Below are 16729 nucleotides of genomic sequence, written 5' to 3'. Positions count from 1 at the left end.
CGATATCCTCCAAGGTTTCCTGGTTCGATGTCTGGAGTTTCGATGCCGTCCTTGTCGTTCCGCCGCCTGCGGCGTTCCATTGGCCTTGTGGCCGTCATTCCCGCCCTGCTCGTACTGGCCGCCTGCCAGGCGCCGCCCATGGACGAGCAGGAAGCCGTGGGCACCCATGCCCAGAAGGCCGCCGAAGCCGCCGCGGCCCCGACCGATGAAGCGGGCAAGGCGCTGGAAGCGCCGCCGGTCGGCAACTGCGATGCCACCCAGGTGCAGAGCCTGGTCGGCCAGGCCTACAGCGACAAAATCGGCAGCCAGGCCCAGCAGGACGCCAGCGCCAAGCAGCTGCGGGTGCTCAAGCCCAACGACATGACCACCATGGAGTTCGTCGGTGAACGACTGAACATCGAAGTGGACGAAAAGGGCGCGATCAGCGGCCTGCGCTGCGGCTGAACAGGGACGCCTGGAACCCCGGTTCCAGGCGGTTTTTGAAGGGGTTTGGTTGCGCCTGCAACCGTGTATTGCGGCGTTGCAGCAACTGTGATCTAGTCGAGTCATCCGGTGCCTCCAGATGCGCTCGACGGATTGAGCGGGGACGAGTGTCGCCGCTCACCCGACATTGAGGCAGAGATGGCCCCCCGCAACCGCCAAGGGCTTTACGACCCGCAAGATGAGCGCGATGCCTGTGGTTTCGGCATGGTTGCCCAGCTCGACGACCAGCCGTCCCGACTGCTGGTGGACACCGCCATTGCAGCGCTTTCGCGCATGACCCACCGCGGTGGCGTGGCCGCCGATGGCATCACCGGCGACGGCTGCGGCCTGCTGCTGCGCCGCCCCGACGTGTTCCTCAAGGCGCTTGCCGCCGAAGCCGGGCTCAGCCTCGGGGCGCGGTTCGCCGCCGGCGTGGTGTTCCTGCCGCACGACGACGCGGCCGCGCAGACCTGCCGCGACACCCTGGAACAGCAGCTGCGCGATGCCGGCTGTCGACCGGTCGGCTGGCGCCTGGTGCCCACCGATCCCAGCGTGTGCGGGCAACTGGCGCGCGACACCCTGCCGCGCATCGAACAGGTGTTCGTTGATGCCGGTGCCGAGCAGGACGAGGCCACCTTCACCCTGGCCCTGTTCCTGGCCCGCCGCCGCAGCGAACAGCAGCTGCGCGAGCACGCCGACTACTACGTCACCACGCTCAGCCCGAACGCGATCAGCTACAAGGGCATGGTGCTGCCGGACAAGCTGAGCCGCTTTTACGTGGACCTGCAGCGCAACGACCTGGCCTCCAGCGCCATCGTGTTCCACCAGCGCTTCTCCACCAACACCCTGCCGCGCTGGCCGCTGGCACACCCGTTCCGGATGCTCGCCCACAACGGCGAGATCAACACCATCGAAGGCAACCGCCGCTGGGCGCAGGCGCGCAGCAAGGTGTGGAAGACGCCGCGCTTCGACATCGGCCAGTTCGACCCGGTGATCTCCATGCACGGCTCGGATTCGCAGAGCCTGGACAACATGCTCGAGCTGATGGTCAGCGCCGGCATGGAGCTGATCCAGGCGCTGCGCATCCTGGTGCCGCCGGCCACCCAGTCGCTGGAGTTCAAGGACCCCGACCTGGCTGCGTTCTACGAGTTCTACGGACTCAACAGCGAGCCGTGGGACGGCCCGGCCGGCATCGTGGCCTGCGACGGTCGCTATGCGGCCTGTACGCTGGACCGTAACGGGCTGCGCCCGGCGCGCTGGTTGCTCACCTCCGACCGCCATTTCCTGGTGGCTTCCGAAGCGGGCGTGTGGGAAGTGCCGGCCGAGCGCGTGGTGCGCAAGGGCAAGCTGGGCCCGGGCGAGATGATGGCCATCGACCTCAAGCGCGGTGACCTGCTCGACTCCGATGCCATCGACCGCATCAACCGTGGCCGCGCGCCGTACAAGCAGTGGCTGCAGCAGGGCGTGACCTACCTGCAGACCGAGCTGATCGATCCGTCGCTGGTCGAGGAACCGTTCGACGAGCGCACCCTGCGCAGTTACCACAAGCTGTTCCAGCTGAGCACCGAAGAGGTCGAGCAGATCCTGCGGCCGCTGGCCGAGACCGAGCAGGAAGCCACCGGCTCGATGGGCGACGACACGCCCATGGCCGTGCTCAGCCAGCACAGCCGCCCGCTGTACGACTATTTCCGCCAGGCGTTCGCGCAGGTCACCAACCCGCCGATCGACCCGCTGCGCGAAGACTGCGTCATGTCGCTGACCACCCAGCTCGGCAAGGAGACCAACATCTTCCATGCCGGTGCGGAGACGGTGAACCACGTCATCCTCAATTCGCCGGTGCTCAGCCAGCGCAAGCTGCGCCAGCTGATCAAGATGGAGCAGTACGTCGAGAAGAACCGCCTGATCGACCTGTCCTACAGCCTGGACGAAGGCCTGAAGGCGGGCATCGAGCGCATCTGCGCCGAGGCCGAGGCGGCCGCCCGCGAGGGCATCGTGATGCTGCTGCTGAGCGACCGTTACCCGGTCGCCGACCGGCCGATGGTGCATGCGCTGCTGGCCACCAGCGCGGTGCACCACCACCTGTCCAATGCCGGGCTGCGCTGCGACGTCAACCTGATCCTGGAAACCGGCACCGCACGCGACGCGCACCACATGGCCTGCCTGCTCGGCTTCGGTGCCACCGCGGTGTACCCGTACCTGGCCTACCAGACCCTGTTCGACCTGGGCCGGCGCGGCATCCTGCAGTTGAGCAAGGGCGGCGAGCAGTCGCAGATCGGCCGCCGTTACCGCAAGGGCATCTACAAGGGCCTGTCCAAGATCATCTCCAAGATGGGCATCTGCACCGTGGCCAGTTACCGCGGCGCGCAGCTGTTCGAGATCGTCGGCCTGGACGACGAGGTGGTTGGCCTGTGCTTCCCGGACACCGCCTCGCGCGTGGCCGGCGTCGGCTTTGCGCGCCTGGACGACGAAGCCCGCGAACTCACCGTGCGGGCATGGAACGACCTGCTGCGCCCGGACGTGGGCGGCGTGCTCAAGTACGTGCACGGCGGCGAGTACCACATGTACAACCCGGACGTGGTCATGACCCTGCAGCGCGCCGCGCGCAGTGGCGATGCCGCCGACTGGCAGCGCTACTGCGAGGCCGTGCACGGCCGCCCGGTGTCGGCGCTGCGTGACCTGCTGCAGCTCAAGGCCGCGCCCACGCCCACGCCGCTGGACCAGGTGGCCCCGGCCGAAGACCTGTTCCGCCGCTTCGATACCGCCGCGATCAGCCTGGGCGCGTTGTCGCCCGAAGCACATGAAGCGCTGGCCATTGCCATGAACCGGCTCGGTGGGCGCAGCAACTCCGGCGAAGGTGGCGAAGACCCGGTGCGCTACGGGACCGAGAAGCGCAGCAAGATCAAGCAGGTGGCCTCGGGCCGCTTCGGCGTCACCGCCGAGTACCTGGTCAACGCCGAAGTGCTGCAGATCAAGGTCGCCCAGGGCGCCAAGCCCGGTGAAGGCGGCCAGCTGCCCGGCCACAAGGTCAACGAACTGATCGCGCGGCTGCGCTATGCCAAGCCGGGCATCGGCCTGATCTCACCGCCGCCCCACCACGACATCTACTCCATCGAAGACCTGGCCCAGCTGATCTACGACCTCAAGCAGGTCAACCCGGACGCGCTGGTGTCGGTGAAGCTGGTCAGTCATGCGGGCGTGGGCACCATTGCCGCTGGCGTGGTCAAGGCCGGCGCCGACCTGATCACCGTGTCCGGCCACGACGGCGGCACCGGTGCCAGCCCGGTCAGTTCGATCCGCTATGCCGGCGTGCCGTGGGAACTGGGCGTGGCCGAGTCGCACCAGGCACTGGTGGCCAACGACCTGCGCGGGCGCACCCTGCTGCAGACCGATGGTGGCCTGAAGACCGGCCTGGACGTGATCAAGGCCGCGCTGCTGGGCGCGGACAGCTTCGGCTTCGGCACCGCGCCGATGATCGTGCTGGGCTGCAAGTACCTGCGCATCTGCCACCTCAACAACTGCGCCACCGGCGTGGCCACCCAGGACGAGCGCCTGCGCGCGCAGTACTTCACCGGCCTGCCCGAGCGCGTGGAGAACTTCTTCCGCCTGCTGGCCGAGGAAGTGCGTGGCTGGCTGTCCTACCTGGGCGTGCGCTCGCTGGACGAGATCGTGGGCCGCACCGACCTGCTGCAACAGCTGGAGGTTTCCCCGCGCCCCGGGGTCAAGGTCGACCTGTCGCGCCTGCTCAACCCGGCCACGTACGAAGGCAGCCACTGCGCCGCGCAGCGCCTGTACGAATCGCCGGACAGCCTGGCCACGCAGATGGACGGCCTGCTGGCCCCGGCCATTGCCGGCAAGCTCGGCGGCGAACACCGCTTCCTGATCCACAACACCGACCGCTCGATCGGCACCCGCCTGTCCGGTGCGATCGCCCGCGTGCACGGTAACCAGGGCATGAGCGATGCGCCGTTGACCCTGCGTTTCCGCGGCACCGCCGGGCAGAGCTTCGGGGCGTTCAACGTGGGCGGCCTGCAGCTGGAGGTTGAAGGCGAAGCCAACGACTACGTCGGCAAGGGCATGGCCGGTGGCCGGCTGGTGGTGCGCCCGCCGCGTGGCGCGCGCTTCGAGGCACGCAACACCGCGATCATCGGCAACACCTGCCTGTACGGCGCCACCGGCGGCGAGCTGTTCGCGGCCGGGCGGGCCGGCGAGCGCTTCGGCGTGCGCAACTCCGGCGCGCTGGCGGTGATCGAAGGGGCCGGTGACCACTGCTGCGAGTACATGACCGACGGCATCGTGCTGGTGCTGGGCAAGGTGGGCCTGAACTTCGGTGCCGGCTTCACCGGTGGCCTGGCCTACGTGCTGGATATCGACCGTGACTTCGTGGACCGCTACAACCACGAGCTGATCGACATCCACCGCATTTCCGCCGAAGGCTTCGAGAACCATCGCCAGCACCTGCACACGCTGATCAGCCGCCACCGCGAACTGACCGGCAGTATCTGGGCGCAGCAGATCCTCGACGAGTTCCGCGATTACGTGGGCAAGTTCTGGCTGGTCAAACCCAAGGCCGCCAGCATCGAATCGCTCACCGACTCGCTGCGCCGCGCCGCCTAAGCACGTAGTGCCGGGCTCTGCCCGGCAACCCCGAAATCGCACCACCGGGCTCTACCCGGCAACCCCCGAAATCGTAGTGCCGGCCGCTGGCCGGCAACCTCACCACAGAGCAAGCCATGAGCCGCAAGCAAGCCTTCCAGTTCCTCGACCTGCCCCGGACCATGCCGCAGCGCATTCCCGTCGAACTGCGCACGTCCGGCGACTGGGGCGAGCTGTACGGCAAGTTCGGCAAGGAAGACGCCCAGTTCCAGGCCGGCCGCTGCCTGGACTGCGGCAACCCGTACTGCAGCTGGAAGTGCCCGGTGCACAATGCCATCCCGCAGTGGCTGCAGCTGGTGCAGGAAAACCGCATCCACGAAGCAGCCACGCTCTGCCACTCCACCAACCCGCTGCCGGAAGTGTGCGGCCGGGTATGTCCGCAGGACCGCCTGTGCGAGGGCAGCTGCACGCTCGAAGAGTTCGGCGCGGTCACCATCGGCGCGGTCGAGAAGTACATCGTGGACACCGCGCTGGCCACCGGCTGGCGCCCGGACATGACCGCCGTGGAACCCACCGGCAAGCGCGTGGCGGTGATCGGTGCCGGCCCGGCCGGGCTGGCCTGTGCCGACAAGCTGGCGCATGCCGGCATCCAGGCGGTGGTGTACGACCGCTACGAACAGATCGGCGGGCTGCTGCAGTTCGGCATCCCCAGCTTCAAGCTCGACAAGGCGGTGATCAGCCGCCGCCGCAACGTGCTCGAAGGCATGGGCGTGCAGTTCCGGCTGGGCGTGGAGATCGGCCGCGACGTCAGCGTGGACCAGCTGCTGGCCGAGTACGACGCGGTGTTCGTGGGTACCGGTGCTTACCGCTACACCGACGGCGGCCTGCTCGGCCAGGACCTGAAGGGCGTGCTGCCGGCGCTGCCGTTCCTGGTGCAGAACAGCCGCATCGTCGGCGGCAGCGACGCGCATGGCCGGCCCATTGCCGGCTGGGAAGACCAGATCGCCCTGCCCGACCTGGAGGGCAAGCGCGTGGTGGTGCTGGGCGGTGGCGACACCGGCATGGACTGCGTGCGCAGCGCGGTGCGCCTGGGCGCGGCCAAGGTGACCTGCGCCTACCGCCGCGACGAAGCCAACATGCCCGGCTCGGCACGCGAAGTGGCCAACGCGCGCGAGGAAGGCGTGCGCTTCCTGTTCAACCGCCAGCCGCTGTCCATTGAAGCCGGCGCGGACGACGAGGTGATCGGGGTGATGGTAGTGGAGACCCGCCTGGACGAACCCGACGCCCAGGGCCGCCGCAACGCGGTGCCGATCGAAGGCAGCGAATCGCTGCTGGAAGCAGACGTGGTGATCATCGCCTTCGGCTTCTCGCCCAGCACCCCGGCGTGGCTGATCGAGCGCGGCGTGGAAGCCGGCCACAACGGCCGCATCATCGCAGGCGGCAAGGACCGCCTGCCGTTCCAAACCGCGCACCCGCGCCTGTTCGCCGGCGGTGACGCCGTGCGCGGTGCCGACCTGGTGGTCACCGCCGTGGCCGAAGGCCGCGATGCGGCGGCCAGCATCGCGCAGCTGCTGGCGGTGTAACGCCGCACGCTGCGCGCGTAGAGCCGGGCTCTGCCCGGCTGTCGGGCTCTGCCCGGCTGTCCCTACGCCGCGTTGGACAACGGCGCAGCCGCGCGCACCCCGGCCCGCTCGATCTCCAGGGCCAGCAACAGTTCAATCTCGTCCAGCTGGTCGCGGATGCGGCCATTGCTGACGTCATCGGCGTGATCGTTGTCGATGTGTGCGTCGAGCATGCGCGCCAGCCCGGCCAGCAGCACGTCGGCGTCGCCGCTGGCGGCATGCCGCAGCAGCCGGCCCAGCGCGCGGATACGGGCACTGCGATCGGCAGCAAGGGACTGGACCGACATGTCCTTGGGAACCGGGGAGAGAGCCATGGCGGGTTTTCCTGATTGACTGACGACCCCCACTGTCGGTTATGGCCCGCTGCCGGGCTATGCAACTAATACGAAAATGCGTGAAGACGCATGCCCGGGTTCGCAGTTCCGCAGCACGGGAAGCGACATAGAATGCCGATTGCCGCCCGCGCTCCCCGCGCCGGCCCCCTCCCTACCGGATGATCCCCATGCGCATCGGCCTGGCCGCCAACCGCCTGCACCACCACGACAAGCACGCCGCCCTGTTCCGCTGGCTGCGCGCCTGCGACGGCGGCCTGCGCGAGCTGGGCGTGGAGCTGCATGCGGTCGGGCGCACCTTCGATGCGATCCAGCGGCTGGGCTTCCTGCCCGATTTCGCCCCGCTCAAGCGCTATCCCAACGGGCGCGAAGGCGGCCTGATGAAGCTGGTGGCCGAAGTGGTCGGGATGGGCTCGCCCGAGCGCACCCTGGACGGGGCGATCTACCTGATGGACCCGGTCGACCCCTCGTCGATCTTCCCCGAGGCCACCGCGCTCAAGCGCCAGTGCGTGATCCACGGCAAGCCGTTCATCTCCACCGTGGCCACCGCGCGCGACTGGGTGGAAGTGGAGCGCGTGCACGCCGGGCTGGCCGCCGATCCGGGCGCCGACGACCTGCATGCGTTCGAACGGCAGACCCTGGCCCTGATTGCGCACGACGCCATGAAGCCGGCGATCCTGGCCTTTGCCGACGAGCACTTCGACCTGCTTTCACGCTTCGCCCACCGCGTGGGCACCGGCACCACCGGCCAGCGCCTCAACGAGCTGGCCTGGAGCCGCGGCTGGCCGCAGGACCAGGCGTGGGTGCAGCGCTACCAGAGCGGCCCGATGGGCGGTGACGCACAGATCGCCGACCGCGTGCTGGAAGGCGACTGCCAGCGCGCGATCTTCTTCGAAGACCCGCACGTGGCCCGCCAGCACGAGGCCGACATCCAGCTGCTGGAACGCGCCGTCACCACCGTGACCGACCAGGCCGTGTGCATCACCGCCCCCCGCGTGGCCGCCCGCTGGGCGCAGGCCGCCACCGCCCGCGCCACCCGGTAGGTACCGACCGTTGGTCGGTACGCCGGACATCGGTGAACCGATGGTCGGTCGATACGCCAGACACCGGCAGGTGCCGAGCGTTGGTCAGCACGAAAGATACCGGTAGTGCCGGCCGCTGGCCGGCAACGTCGCGGGCTTGGATGTCATGTGCAGCCGACCCACGGTCGGCTCTACGGGGTGGGGCCCAGCAGTTGCCGCAGCGTCGCCTTCAACCGCCGTCCTTCGGCCTGGAAGTAATCGCGCTCCTGCCGCCACGCCGGGAAACGCTGCTCCACCTCGGCCCAGAAGGCCGGCGAATGGTTGGCCTGGATCAAATGGCAGAGCTCGTGCACCAGCACGTACTCGAAGGCCGACGACCGGCCCAGCACCAGCGCCAGGTCCAGCGCCATGCTGCCGTCGGGCGCCAGCGAGCCCCATTGCGAGGACATCACCTTCAGGCGCAGCCGCGCCGGTGCACGCGGCAGGCCGGGCAGGTAGCGCGGCAGCCACTGGCCCACATCGGCGCGCGTCTGTGCTTCGTAGAATTCGCGCAGGGTGCGGCGCAGCGTGGCATCGGTACCGCGCGCCGGCCAGTGCAGGCAGGCGCCCTCGCCGTCCACGCGCATGTGCGCGAAGCGGCCGCTCTCCCAGCGCAACGGCAACAGCGCACCGCGCAACGGCAGCACGCCCGGCTCGCCGATCACCAGCGGTGGCGGCAGGTTCTGCGCCTGGTAGCTGCGCAGCTGCGTGGACAACCAGTCGCGGTGTAGCTCCAGGAAGCGTTCGCCCATCACCAGGCTGGCCCGCGGCGGCAGCGTCAGGCGCACGCCCCGCTCGTCGACACTGAGCTTGATCCGCCGCGCACGCGGATCGCGCACGCGCAGCACGTCGATCTCGGCATCTTCCAGCCGCAGTCGAACCGTGTCGCGCTGCAGGGTGGGGGCAGCCGGCGAAATAAGGCGGCGGAGGAATCCGGACATGGGTACAGCATAGCGCCGGCAGTGACCGGCGCATGACTGCGCGCTGTTCAGGCCAACGCGCAGAGCGGGGCTCTGCCCCGCTGCCTTCCCGGTCGGGCAACGTACACGTAGAGCGGGGCTCTGCCCCGCTGCCTACCCGGTCGGGCAACGTGCACGTAGAGCGGGGCTCTGCCCCGCTGCCTTCCGGGCGGGGCAACGTACACGTAGAGCGGGGCTCTGCCCCGCAGCCTTCCCGGTGCGATGCCACGTGCACGTAGAGCGGGGCTCTGCCCCGCTGCCTTCCCGGTGCGATGCCACGTGCGCGCAGCAGCGGGGCAGAGCCCCGCTCTACGCCCGGGCGCCGCTGGCTCAGTCAGCCTTGCTGAGCTTGAAGGCCTCTTCCAGCAGCAGGAACAGGCGCCGTACTTCGCCGCTCTGCAGGGCGAAACGGGCGTCCAGTTCGGCGCGGCGGCCGTCATCGTCGGCGTGTTCAAGCTGGTCCAGCGCGCCGTCCAGGAACTTCAGCTTGCGCACGATCAGGTCGTCGCCCAGCACGAAGGACAGGTTGTCCTCGAACACCAGCGCCAGCTTGGTCACCTGCTTGCCGGCATCCAGGTGCTTGTCGATCTCGTCGCAGCGCAGCTCCTGGTGCTGGCACTTGACCACCGCACCGCCCTCGGCCGGGTCCTTCATCTCGCATTCTTCGCCCAGGCTCAGCCCGGTGGGGAGTTCCTCGCCGGCAATCCAGCCGGTGAGAATCGAGCGCGGCGCCACTTCGGCGTTGAGCGGCATCGCCGGGAAGCTGCCGAGCAGGCCACGGATGTCGGACATCACGTTCTCGCCGGTCTTGCGGCTGGAACTGTCCACCGCCACGTAGCCGTGGGTCAGGTCGATCAGCGCATCGGTGCGCGAGCTCTTCACGAAGGCGCGCGGCATCAGTTCGTGCAGCAGGTCGTCCTTGAGGCGCTTGCGCTCGCGGCCGCCGGGCTTGCGCCCTTCCTTCTCCTCGATCTCCTCGAGCTTGCGCGCCAGCAGGTCGTTGACCACCGCGCCCGGCAGGATCTTGTCCTCGCCGCCCACGGTGAGCCACAGCGCATCGCCGATGCGGTGCGAGAACACGGCCTTTTCCTCGCGGCCGAACGGCGAGATGAAGCCACGCGAATTCATTTCAAGCGGACCCACCGGCTTGAGCAGCACCTGCGGCAGCAGGGTGTCTACTTCGGAAAAATCGGTGGCGGTCGGGAAGCGGAACAGCGTCAGGTTGCGAAAGAACATGGAAGTCCGAAGTAGGTCGTGAAGGGAAGGCGGGGCGTCGGGCGGCTCAGGCCGGCCCGGGCGCGCCGCCGATGTCGGGGGTGGCGTCGGCCCAGGCCGACGGCGGGGACGGCACGGCGCTGGCCGGGCGGCGGGCCAGCGCCATGAAATCAAACAGCGCCGGGTCGGCCAGCTGCGACGGCTCGACGGTGCCCAGCGCGCGGGCGATCTGGTCGATGCGGCCGGGGTGCTGCTGCTCCCACTGCTGCAGCATCTGGCCCACCTGGCGGCGTTGCAGGTTGTCCTGGCTGCCACACAGATTGCACGGAATGATCGGGAACGCGCGGGCCTGCGCATACGCGCGGATGTCGTCCTCGGCCACGTAGGCCAGCGGGCGGATCACCACGTGCTGGCCGTCGTCGCTGCGCAGCTTGGGCGGCATCGCCGACAGCTTGGCGTGGTGGAACAGGTTGAGGAAGAAGGTGGCCACGCTGTCGTCGCGATGGTGGCCCAGGGCGATCTTGCTGAAGCCGTGTTCCGCCGCGTGGCGGTACAGCGCGCCGCGCCGCAGCCGCGAGCACAGCGAACACATCGTGCGCCCTTCCGGAATGACCCGGCTGACCACCGAATAGGTGTCCTGCTCGATGATCTGGTACGCCACGCCGATCGATGCCAGGTACTGCGGCAGCACGTGCGCGGGGAAGCCCGGCTGCTTCTGGTCCAGGTTCACGGCCACCAGCTCGAAGCGCACCGGCGCCTTCTTCTGCAGCTGCAGCAGCACGTCCAGCAGGGTGTAACTGTCCTTGCCGCCGGACAGGCACACCATCACCTTGTCGCCGTCCTCGATCATGCCGAAGTCGGCAATGGCCTGGCCCACCTGGCGGCGCAGGCGCCGCGCCAGCTTGTCCTGCGCGGCGTCGGCCGCGCGCGCATCGCGGGCGCGCGGGACGGGATCGGGCAGGCAGATGACGGCGGAATTCATGGCGTCATTCTACCGGCTGGGGGGCACCCTCACAGGGACCCCGACGTGACTGCGTTCACTCCCGGGCGTCATCGCAGGTGTGTATGCTCGACAGCTGTGGATACCCTCACACCCGAGCAGATCAGCACCCGTCTTGCCGAACTCCGGCAGGAACACCGCGAGCTGGACGAACAGATCCAGCGCATGGCCGCCAACGGCGAAGACGAACTGGACGCCAAGCGCCTGAAGCGGCGCAAGCTGCAGTTGAAAGACTGCATCGCCAGGCTGGCCGACATGTTGATCCCCGACGAACCCGCGTAGAGCCGACCGTTGGTCGGCTGCGGTTGATCGGCTGCCGTGGGTTTCGGCGGCATGAACCTTGGCATGCGGCTTCGGACGGTGGTCAACGTCGGTCAACCGGTGCACGCCGTGTTGCCCTGTTCCCTACCGCTTGTGCCGCGCTTGCGCGCGGGTACCGACCAACGGTCGGTACCTACGCATTGCTGGCGAACGCCACAAGATCCGGATACGTTCGGATCTGTCCGGATGCGCCTCGGCGCATCCGCTTCCGTCAATCCGTGCTGACCGGCTCTTCCGGCTTGGCCGCTTCCGGGCTGACCCGTTCGATGGTGTGGCGCAGCTCGCGGCCCAGGATGAACTTGGCGTCCTTGGCCCATGCGTCCAGACGATCATCGAACAGCAGCTTGCTGTTCTCATCCGGCCACACCAGGCGCAGTTCGCGCAGCTTCTGGATGAAGCCGCGGAACAGGGTGCGGTCGAAGAACTCCGGCGCGGCCGGCGCATAGAGCAGGCTCAGGCGCTGGGCCGCCTGCTGGCACAGGCTTTCCAGCTCGGCCGCACCCAGCGTGCCCGGGCCGTTCTTCACCAGCACCGAGATGGCGATGTAATAACGCTCGAATGCCTGCTGCAACGAGTGGCCGATGGCACGCAGGCGGAACACCTCGTCGGTCTGCCCGGTGTTGCGCGCCAGGATGCCGCCGTCGTCGTCGTTGACGTTCTGCAGCAGCCCTTCGCGCACGAACACGTTGATGGTCTGCTCGATGCGCTGGGCGAATTCTTCCTCGGTCCACGGCAGGAACAGCTCGGCCTGCAGGAACGGGTACACCGTGCGGCCCAGCTGGACCAGGCCGGTGCGGCTCATGCGGCGGTTGTTCTGGAAGCAGCACGCCACCCACGACGACGCGGTGAACAGGTGGATGACGTTGTTGCGGAAGTAGCTGAGCAGCACCGCGGTGTCGCCGCTGACGCTGAGCACGTCGCCCAGCGGGTGCTTGATGCGGGTGAGGACGTTGATTTCCTCGGCGTGGGCGATGATCCGCTCCGGCGAGTGAGGGGTCACCGTCACCCGGTCCGAATACGGCATTTCGACCAGCAGGGTCTTGCACAGCTCGATCTGCGCGATCAGGTCGGCCTCGCCCATCGCATGCTTGGGCGTGGACAGCAGCGCCAGCGCCAGCAGGTTGATCGGGTTGACGTCGGCGGCACCGTTGATGTGCACCTGGATGCGTTCGGCCAGGTGGTCGACGGTGCCCGACAGCCACGACGGTTTCTCGTCTTCGCTGACCGGCTGCCCGTTCCAGTCCGGGGCCTGCTGGGCCAGCACGTCGTTGAGCGCGATCGGCTCGCCGAAATTGACCACCACCTGCCCGTAGTTCTGCTTGAGCACCTTGGGAATGGACCACAGCAGCTGCCAGATCGATTCCTTCTCCTTCGGCCGCCCGGACAGTTCGTCCAGATAGCTGCCGCCTTCCATCAGCTTTTCATAGCCGATGTAGACCGGCTGGAACAGCACCGGCTTGCGCGGCTGGCGCAGGAACGCGCGCAGCGTCATCGAGATCATGCCGCCCTTGGGCTGCAGCAGGCGCCCGGTGCGCGAGCGACCACCTTCGACGAAGTACTCGATCGAATAGCCACCGGCCACCAGCTGGGCCACGTATTCGCTGAGCACCGCCGAGTACAGCGCGTTGCCACGGATCGAGCGGCGGATGAAGAACGCGCCGCCTTTGCGCAGCAGCGTGCCGACCACCGGCAGGTTCAGGTTGATGCCGGCCACGATGTGCGGCGGCACGATGCCGCGGTCGTACAGCAGGTAGGACAGCAGCAGGTAGTCCATGTGGCTGCGGTGGCTGGGCACGTAGACCACTTCGTGCCCGGGCGCGGCGGCCTTGAACTTGTCCAGGTGATGGACCAGCACGCCGGCGTAGATGCGGTTCCAGACATGGCTGAGCATGAAGCTGGCCGAGCGCACCACCGGGCTGGAATAGTCCGCGGCGATTTCCCAGGCGTAGGCATGCGCCTTCTTCCAGGCATCGGCCGGCTTGGAGTTGTCACGCTTGGCCTGCGAGGCGATGGCCTCGCGCACGGTGTCCGCGTCCAGCACCTTGTCCACCAGCAGGCGGCGGGTGGACAGGTCCGGCCCGATCACCGACTCGCGGATGCGGCGGAAATGGGTGCGCAGCACGCGCTGCAGCTTGCGCACGGTGCGCTCGGGGTCCAGCCCCTCGTCGATCGTGCTGCGCAGCGAGATCGGCGGGGCGAACCGCACGATGGTGCTGCGGCCATTGAGCAGCACCGCCAGCAGGCGGCGGAAGCGGCCCACCAGCGCCCAGTTTTCCGAGAACAGCACCGCGAACCAGCCACTCTGCTTGTCCGGGGCACGGCCGACGAAGATGGACACCGGCACCAGGTGCACGTCCAGCTCATCGCGCGCGCGATGGGCCTGCAGCACCTTGGCCAGGGAATCGGAATGGGTCTTGGCGCCGCGCTGCTCGGGAATCAGCGAGTTGCTGCTGCTCCGCCGCGACAGCGCCACGTAGGCGCGCTTGCGCCCGGTGGGGTCGCCGGCGATGGGCACCAGCGGCGACGGCAGCCCGGCCTCGCGGCAGGCCTTGTCCAGGATCAGCGCGTTGGACAGGCCGTAGTCTTCCAGTACGTAGACCACCGGGCGGCCGTCGTTGTACTGGCCAGGGTGCTCAGGTTCGATCTTCAGCGACAGCCACGGCTCGACCAGGCGGCCCAGCAGGCGCGCCCACCACGGGCGGCGGCCAACCGGGGCGCGGGTGCCGGGCACGATCGCGGCCGGTACCACGCTGGCCGGGTCGACCTTGGCAGAGGAGGCAGCCGTCGCCTGGCCGGGATCGGCCGGGGCGCCGGTGGCGGCCACGCTGTCGGGCGACGCGGACGAAGCGTCCGGCGTCTTGGGCGGCTCTTCGCCGGGGAAAGGCAGGGGATTCTGGTTCGGCATCGGCTTCATTATGGCTTAGCCGGTGCAGAAGCACCGTCCTTGACCTGCGCGGCGGCCTCTGCTTTGGCCGCCTCGGCGGCGTCATGTTCAGCTTGCGCGGCCTGCGCGGCGTCGGCGGCCTGCAGCAGCGCATCGGCCTGTTCCAGCGTGCGGGCCACGTACCAGTGGCCCTCACGGCGGGTCATGCGCACCTGCGCCTCGATCTGTTCGCCTGCCAGCGGGTACTGCACCCGCACCACCGCGTCGTTGCCCAGTTCGGACACCAGCTCGCCGCGCAGACCGGTCAAGGCCGCGTCCAGCGCCAGGCCGTAGCTGGCCAACGCGGTCTTGAACGCCTTGAAGAACGGCGCCAGGCGGCGCAGCGATTCCTCCATGCCGGCCGCCTGCAGCTGCGCATCGGTGGACAGGCCGGCGGTGCGCGCGGTGGCGGTGAGCAGGGTGATGGTGGTGCGGGCGCGCTGCTTGTCGGTCAACGGCGCCGCCGCCGCCCATTTGCTCAGGGCATCCACCACCTGACTGTAGTGGGCGCGCTGCGCGTCGGTGTAGTCGCTCTGGTTGCGCAGGTACTGCACGCCGAACAGGCCCATCGAGTGCGCCGCCTGGCGCACGCCGGTGGCCTGGCCGGCAATCTGGGTGTCGAACGAGCGCTGCAGGCGCTGCGGTGCGTCCGGCCGCGACAGCGAGGCCAGCATCGGCAACAGCTGGCCGTCCAGCGGCAGCTCGGTGAGCGGCCAGCGGCTGTGTCCCTGGGCCCAGGCCGCCTGCAGGCGCGCGTACTGCGCCGGTGGTACCGAGGCGCGGGCGTAGCCGAGCAGGTCGTTGTCGGCCACATGCCGGGCCAGCTGCTGCAACGCGGCCACCGGTTCGGCGGCCGGCGCATCCGGATCGATCCGGTCCCGCTTGCAGGCACCCACCAACAGCGCCCCACACAGGACCAGGGCCATGGCCTGCCCCCGGTACTGCCACGACTTGGACGACATGGACATGAATTCGGACTCCCCGGACCGGATCGCATCTTGCGGCCTACGCCCCTGAGGCGGCAACCCACCCGCCGGCCGGACCGGGCCAACGCCCTGAAATGGAACCGAACGGGGTCCGATCCGTGGCCATCGGTGGCGATCAGGAGGCCTTCGTGCCGCAACACACGGGAGGGCGACGCGCCTGCGCCGCCCTCCCGCTGCCTCGGTACATCGGCCACAGTACCGCGCCGCGTATGTCCCGCCGGTGTCAGTCGCCCCGCCAGGTCGCGGCGATGAAGTCCTTGATGTAACCATCGGCCAGACGCGCGTAAACGCCCGGGTAGCCGGCCTGGGCGCAGCCCTGCCCCCAGCTGACCACGCCCAGCACCGTCCAGGCCCCGCGCCGCTGTACCAGCAACGGCCCGCCGGAGTCGCCCTGGCAGCTGTCGATGCCCTCTTCCCCGGCGCAGATGACCGTGCCCGCCTGCAGCCCGGAATAGGCCTGCTGGCAGGTGCGGAACGGCACGAACGGCGTTTTGACGGTCTGCAGCACGGTGGGGGAGGCGGCGTCGCCCTCCAGCCCGGTATCGCCCCAGCCGATCACATCGAACCGGCGCCCGGCCCGCAGGTACCCGGCATCACTGCCCTCCAGCATCTGCGCCGGGGTAACACCGGCCAGGGGTTCGCGCAGCTGGATCAGGGCAACATCGTTGACCAGGGTGCGGCTGTTGAACGCCGGATGCACATGGATGGCGCGGATGTTGGACGGCCGTTCGCGGGCCGTGGCATCCAGCGTCGTGGCGCCGCCCAGCACCGCATACCCGGCGGGCTGGGCACGCTCGACGCAATGGGCGGCGGTGAGCACCCAGGACGGGGAGATCAGCGTGCCGCCGCACCAGTGCCGGGTGTGGTCGGAGTCGCCGTAGTCCAGCCGCTGCAGGCTGACCATGAACGGGTACTGCCCGGGCAGTGCGTCCTCGCCGCCGATGATCAGCGGCCGCGCGGGCGCGCCACCGGGCAGCGCGGGTGCCGCGTGTGCGGCGAGGGACAGGCCAAGGAAACCGGCGGCCAGGGCCAGTCGGGGGAAAGCATGCATGCGGCACCTCCATTGCAGGGATGGGAACGGGCCGGGCGTAGGTGCACCGGCAGGATCGATTCCATCGCAGGGAGGGGACGCGGAACTGGTGTGCCCGGCTCAGTTCACCGGCGTTGCGGTGTTTCCTGATGCGGGGGCGCGGCGTCCGGGAAGGCCGGCGGTAGCCCACCCGCCGTGCGGGGTCGCGACGGCGGGTCAGGCAGT

12 protein-coding genes are annotated in these 16729 nt (G+C 68.9%); 5 read left to right on the top strand and 7 right to left on the bottom strand.

What is annotated here, in order from left to right:
* Window positions 1-42: 42 nt before the first annotated feature.
* From ABIA71_RS03425 to ABIA71_RS03415, 3 genes are all read left to right on the top strand, one after another.
* The gene (locus tag ABIA71_RS03425; RefSeq protein ID WP_354283150.1) at window positions 43-444 is read left to right on the top strand and encodes an I78 family peptidase inhibitor; all 402 of its coding nucleotides are present in this window, start codon (window positions 43-45) and stop codon (window positions 442-444) included.
* Between the two features lie 177 nt (window positions 445-621).
* Window positions 622-5076, top strand: a complete 4455-nt coding sequence (gene gltB / locus ABIA71_RS03420) for a glutamate synthase large subunit (protein WP_354283148.1) — start codon at window positions 622-624, stop codon at window positions 5074-5076.
* A 116-nt stretch (window positions 5077-5192) separates the two neighbouring features.
* Entirely contained in the window at window positions 5193-6638 is a 1446-nt protein-coding gene (locus tag ABIA71_RS03415; RefSeq protein ID WP_354283146.1) for a glutamate synthase small subunit GltD family protein, read from the top strand.
* 62 nt (window positions 6639-6700) lie between these two features.
* On the opposite strand, the gene ABIA71_RS03410 is transcribed toward ABIA71_RS03415, so the two are convergent.
* Window positions 6701-6991, bottom strand: coding sequence for a hypothetical protein (locus ABIA71_RS03410; RefSeq protein ID WP_354283144.1), 291 nt, complete (start codon window positions 6989-6991; stop codon window positions 6701-6703).
* 188 nt (window positions 6992-7179) lie between these two features.
* On the opposite strand from ABIA71_RS03410, the gene ABIA71_RS03405 reads away from it, so the two are divergent.
* Window positions 7180-8052: a methylglyoxal synthase gene (locus ABIA71_RS03405; protein WP_354283142.1), complete on the top strand. Its 873-nt coding sequence runs from the start codon at window positions 7180-7182 to the stop codon at window positions 8050-8052.
* A 170-nt stretch (window positions 8053-8222) separates the two neighbouring features.
* Here ABIA71_RS03405 and ABIA71_RS03400 read toward each other — a convergent pair whose 3' ends face one another.
* From ABIA71_RS03400 to ttcA, 3 genes are all read right to left on the bottom strand, one after another.
* Entirely contained in the window at window positions 8223-9011 is a 789-nt protein-coding gene (locus tag ABIA71_RS03400; protein WP_354283140.1) for a M48 family metallopeptidase, read from the bottom strand.
* Window positions 9012-9359: 348 nt separating this feature from the next.
* Window positions 9360-10265, bottom strand: coding sequence for a recombination-associated protein RdgC (locus tag ABIA71_RS03395; RefSeq protein ID WP_128097633.1), 906 nt, complete (start codon window positions 10263-10265; stop codon window positions 9360-9362).
* Between the two features lie 46 nt (window positions 10266-10311).
* On the bottom strand, window positions 10312-11226 hold the full coding sequence (ttcA, locus tag ABIA71_RS03390; RefSeq protein WP_354283138.1) for a tRNA 2-thiocytidine(32) synthetase TtcA: 915 nt from the start codon (window positions 11224-11226) through the stop codon (window positions 10312-10314).
* A 96-nt stretch (window positions 11227-11322) separates the two neighbouring features.
* Here ttcA and ABIA71_RS03385 point away from each other — a divergent pair, with 96 nt between their 5' ends.
* The gene (locus tag ABIA71_RS03385; protein WP_354283136.1) at window positions 11323-11526 is read left to right on the top strand and encodes a YdcH family protein; all 204 of its coding nucleotides are present in this window, start codon (window positions 11323-11325) and stop codon (window positions 11524-11526) included.
* A 250-nt stretch (window positions 11527-11776) separates the two neighbouring features.
* Here ABIA71_RS03385 and plsB read toward each other — a convergent pair whose 3' ends face one another.
* From plsB to ABIA71_RS03370, 3 genes are all read right to left on the bottom strand, one after another.
* On the bottom strand, window positions 11777-14479 hold the full coding sequence (plsB, locus tag ABIA71_RS03380) for a glycerol-3-phosphate 1-O-acyltransferase PlsB (RefSeq protein ID WP_354283134.1): 2703 nt from the start codon (window positions 14477-14479) through the stop codon (window positions 11777-11779).
* The gene (locus ABIA71_RS03375) at window positions 14479-15456 is read right to left on the bottom strand and encodes a hypothetical protein (RefSeq protein WP_354283132.1); all 978 of its coding nucleotides are present in this window, start codon (window positions 15454-15456) and stop codon (window positions 14479-14481) included. Before ABIA71_RS03375 ends, plsB begins: the two co-directional genes overlap by 1 nt.
* A 241-nt stretch (window positions 15457-15697) precedes the next feature.
* A complete protein-coding gene (locus tag ABIA71_RS03370; RefSeq protein WP_354283130.1) occupies window positions 15698-16525 on the bottom strand; it encodes a S1 family peptidase in 828 nt (275 codons plus the stop codon).
* Between the last annotated feature and the right edge of the window lie 204 nt (window positions 16526-16729).

The sequence above is a fragment of the Stenotrophomonas sp. 2619 genome (genome assembly GCF_040548725.1).
Classification (GTDB): domain Bacteria; phylum Pseudomonadota; class Gammaproteobacteria; order Xanthomonadales; family Xanthomonadaceae; genus Stenotrophomonas; species Stenotrophomonas maltophilia_AP.
The sequence above is the reverse complement of the archived record's forward strand: the minus strand, read 5'-3'. Positions and strand labels throughout refer to the sequence as shown.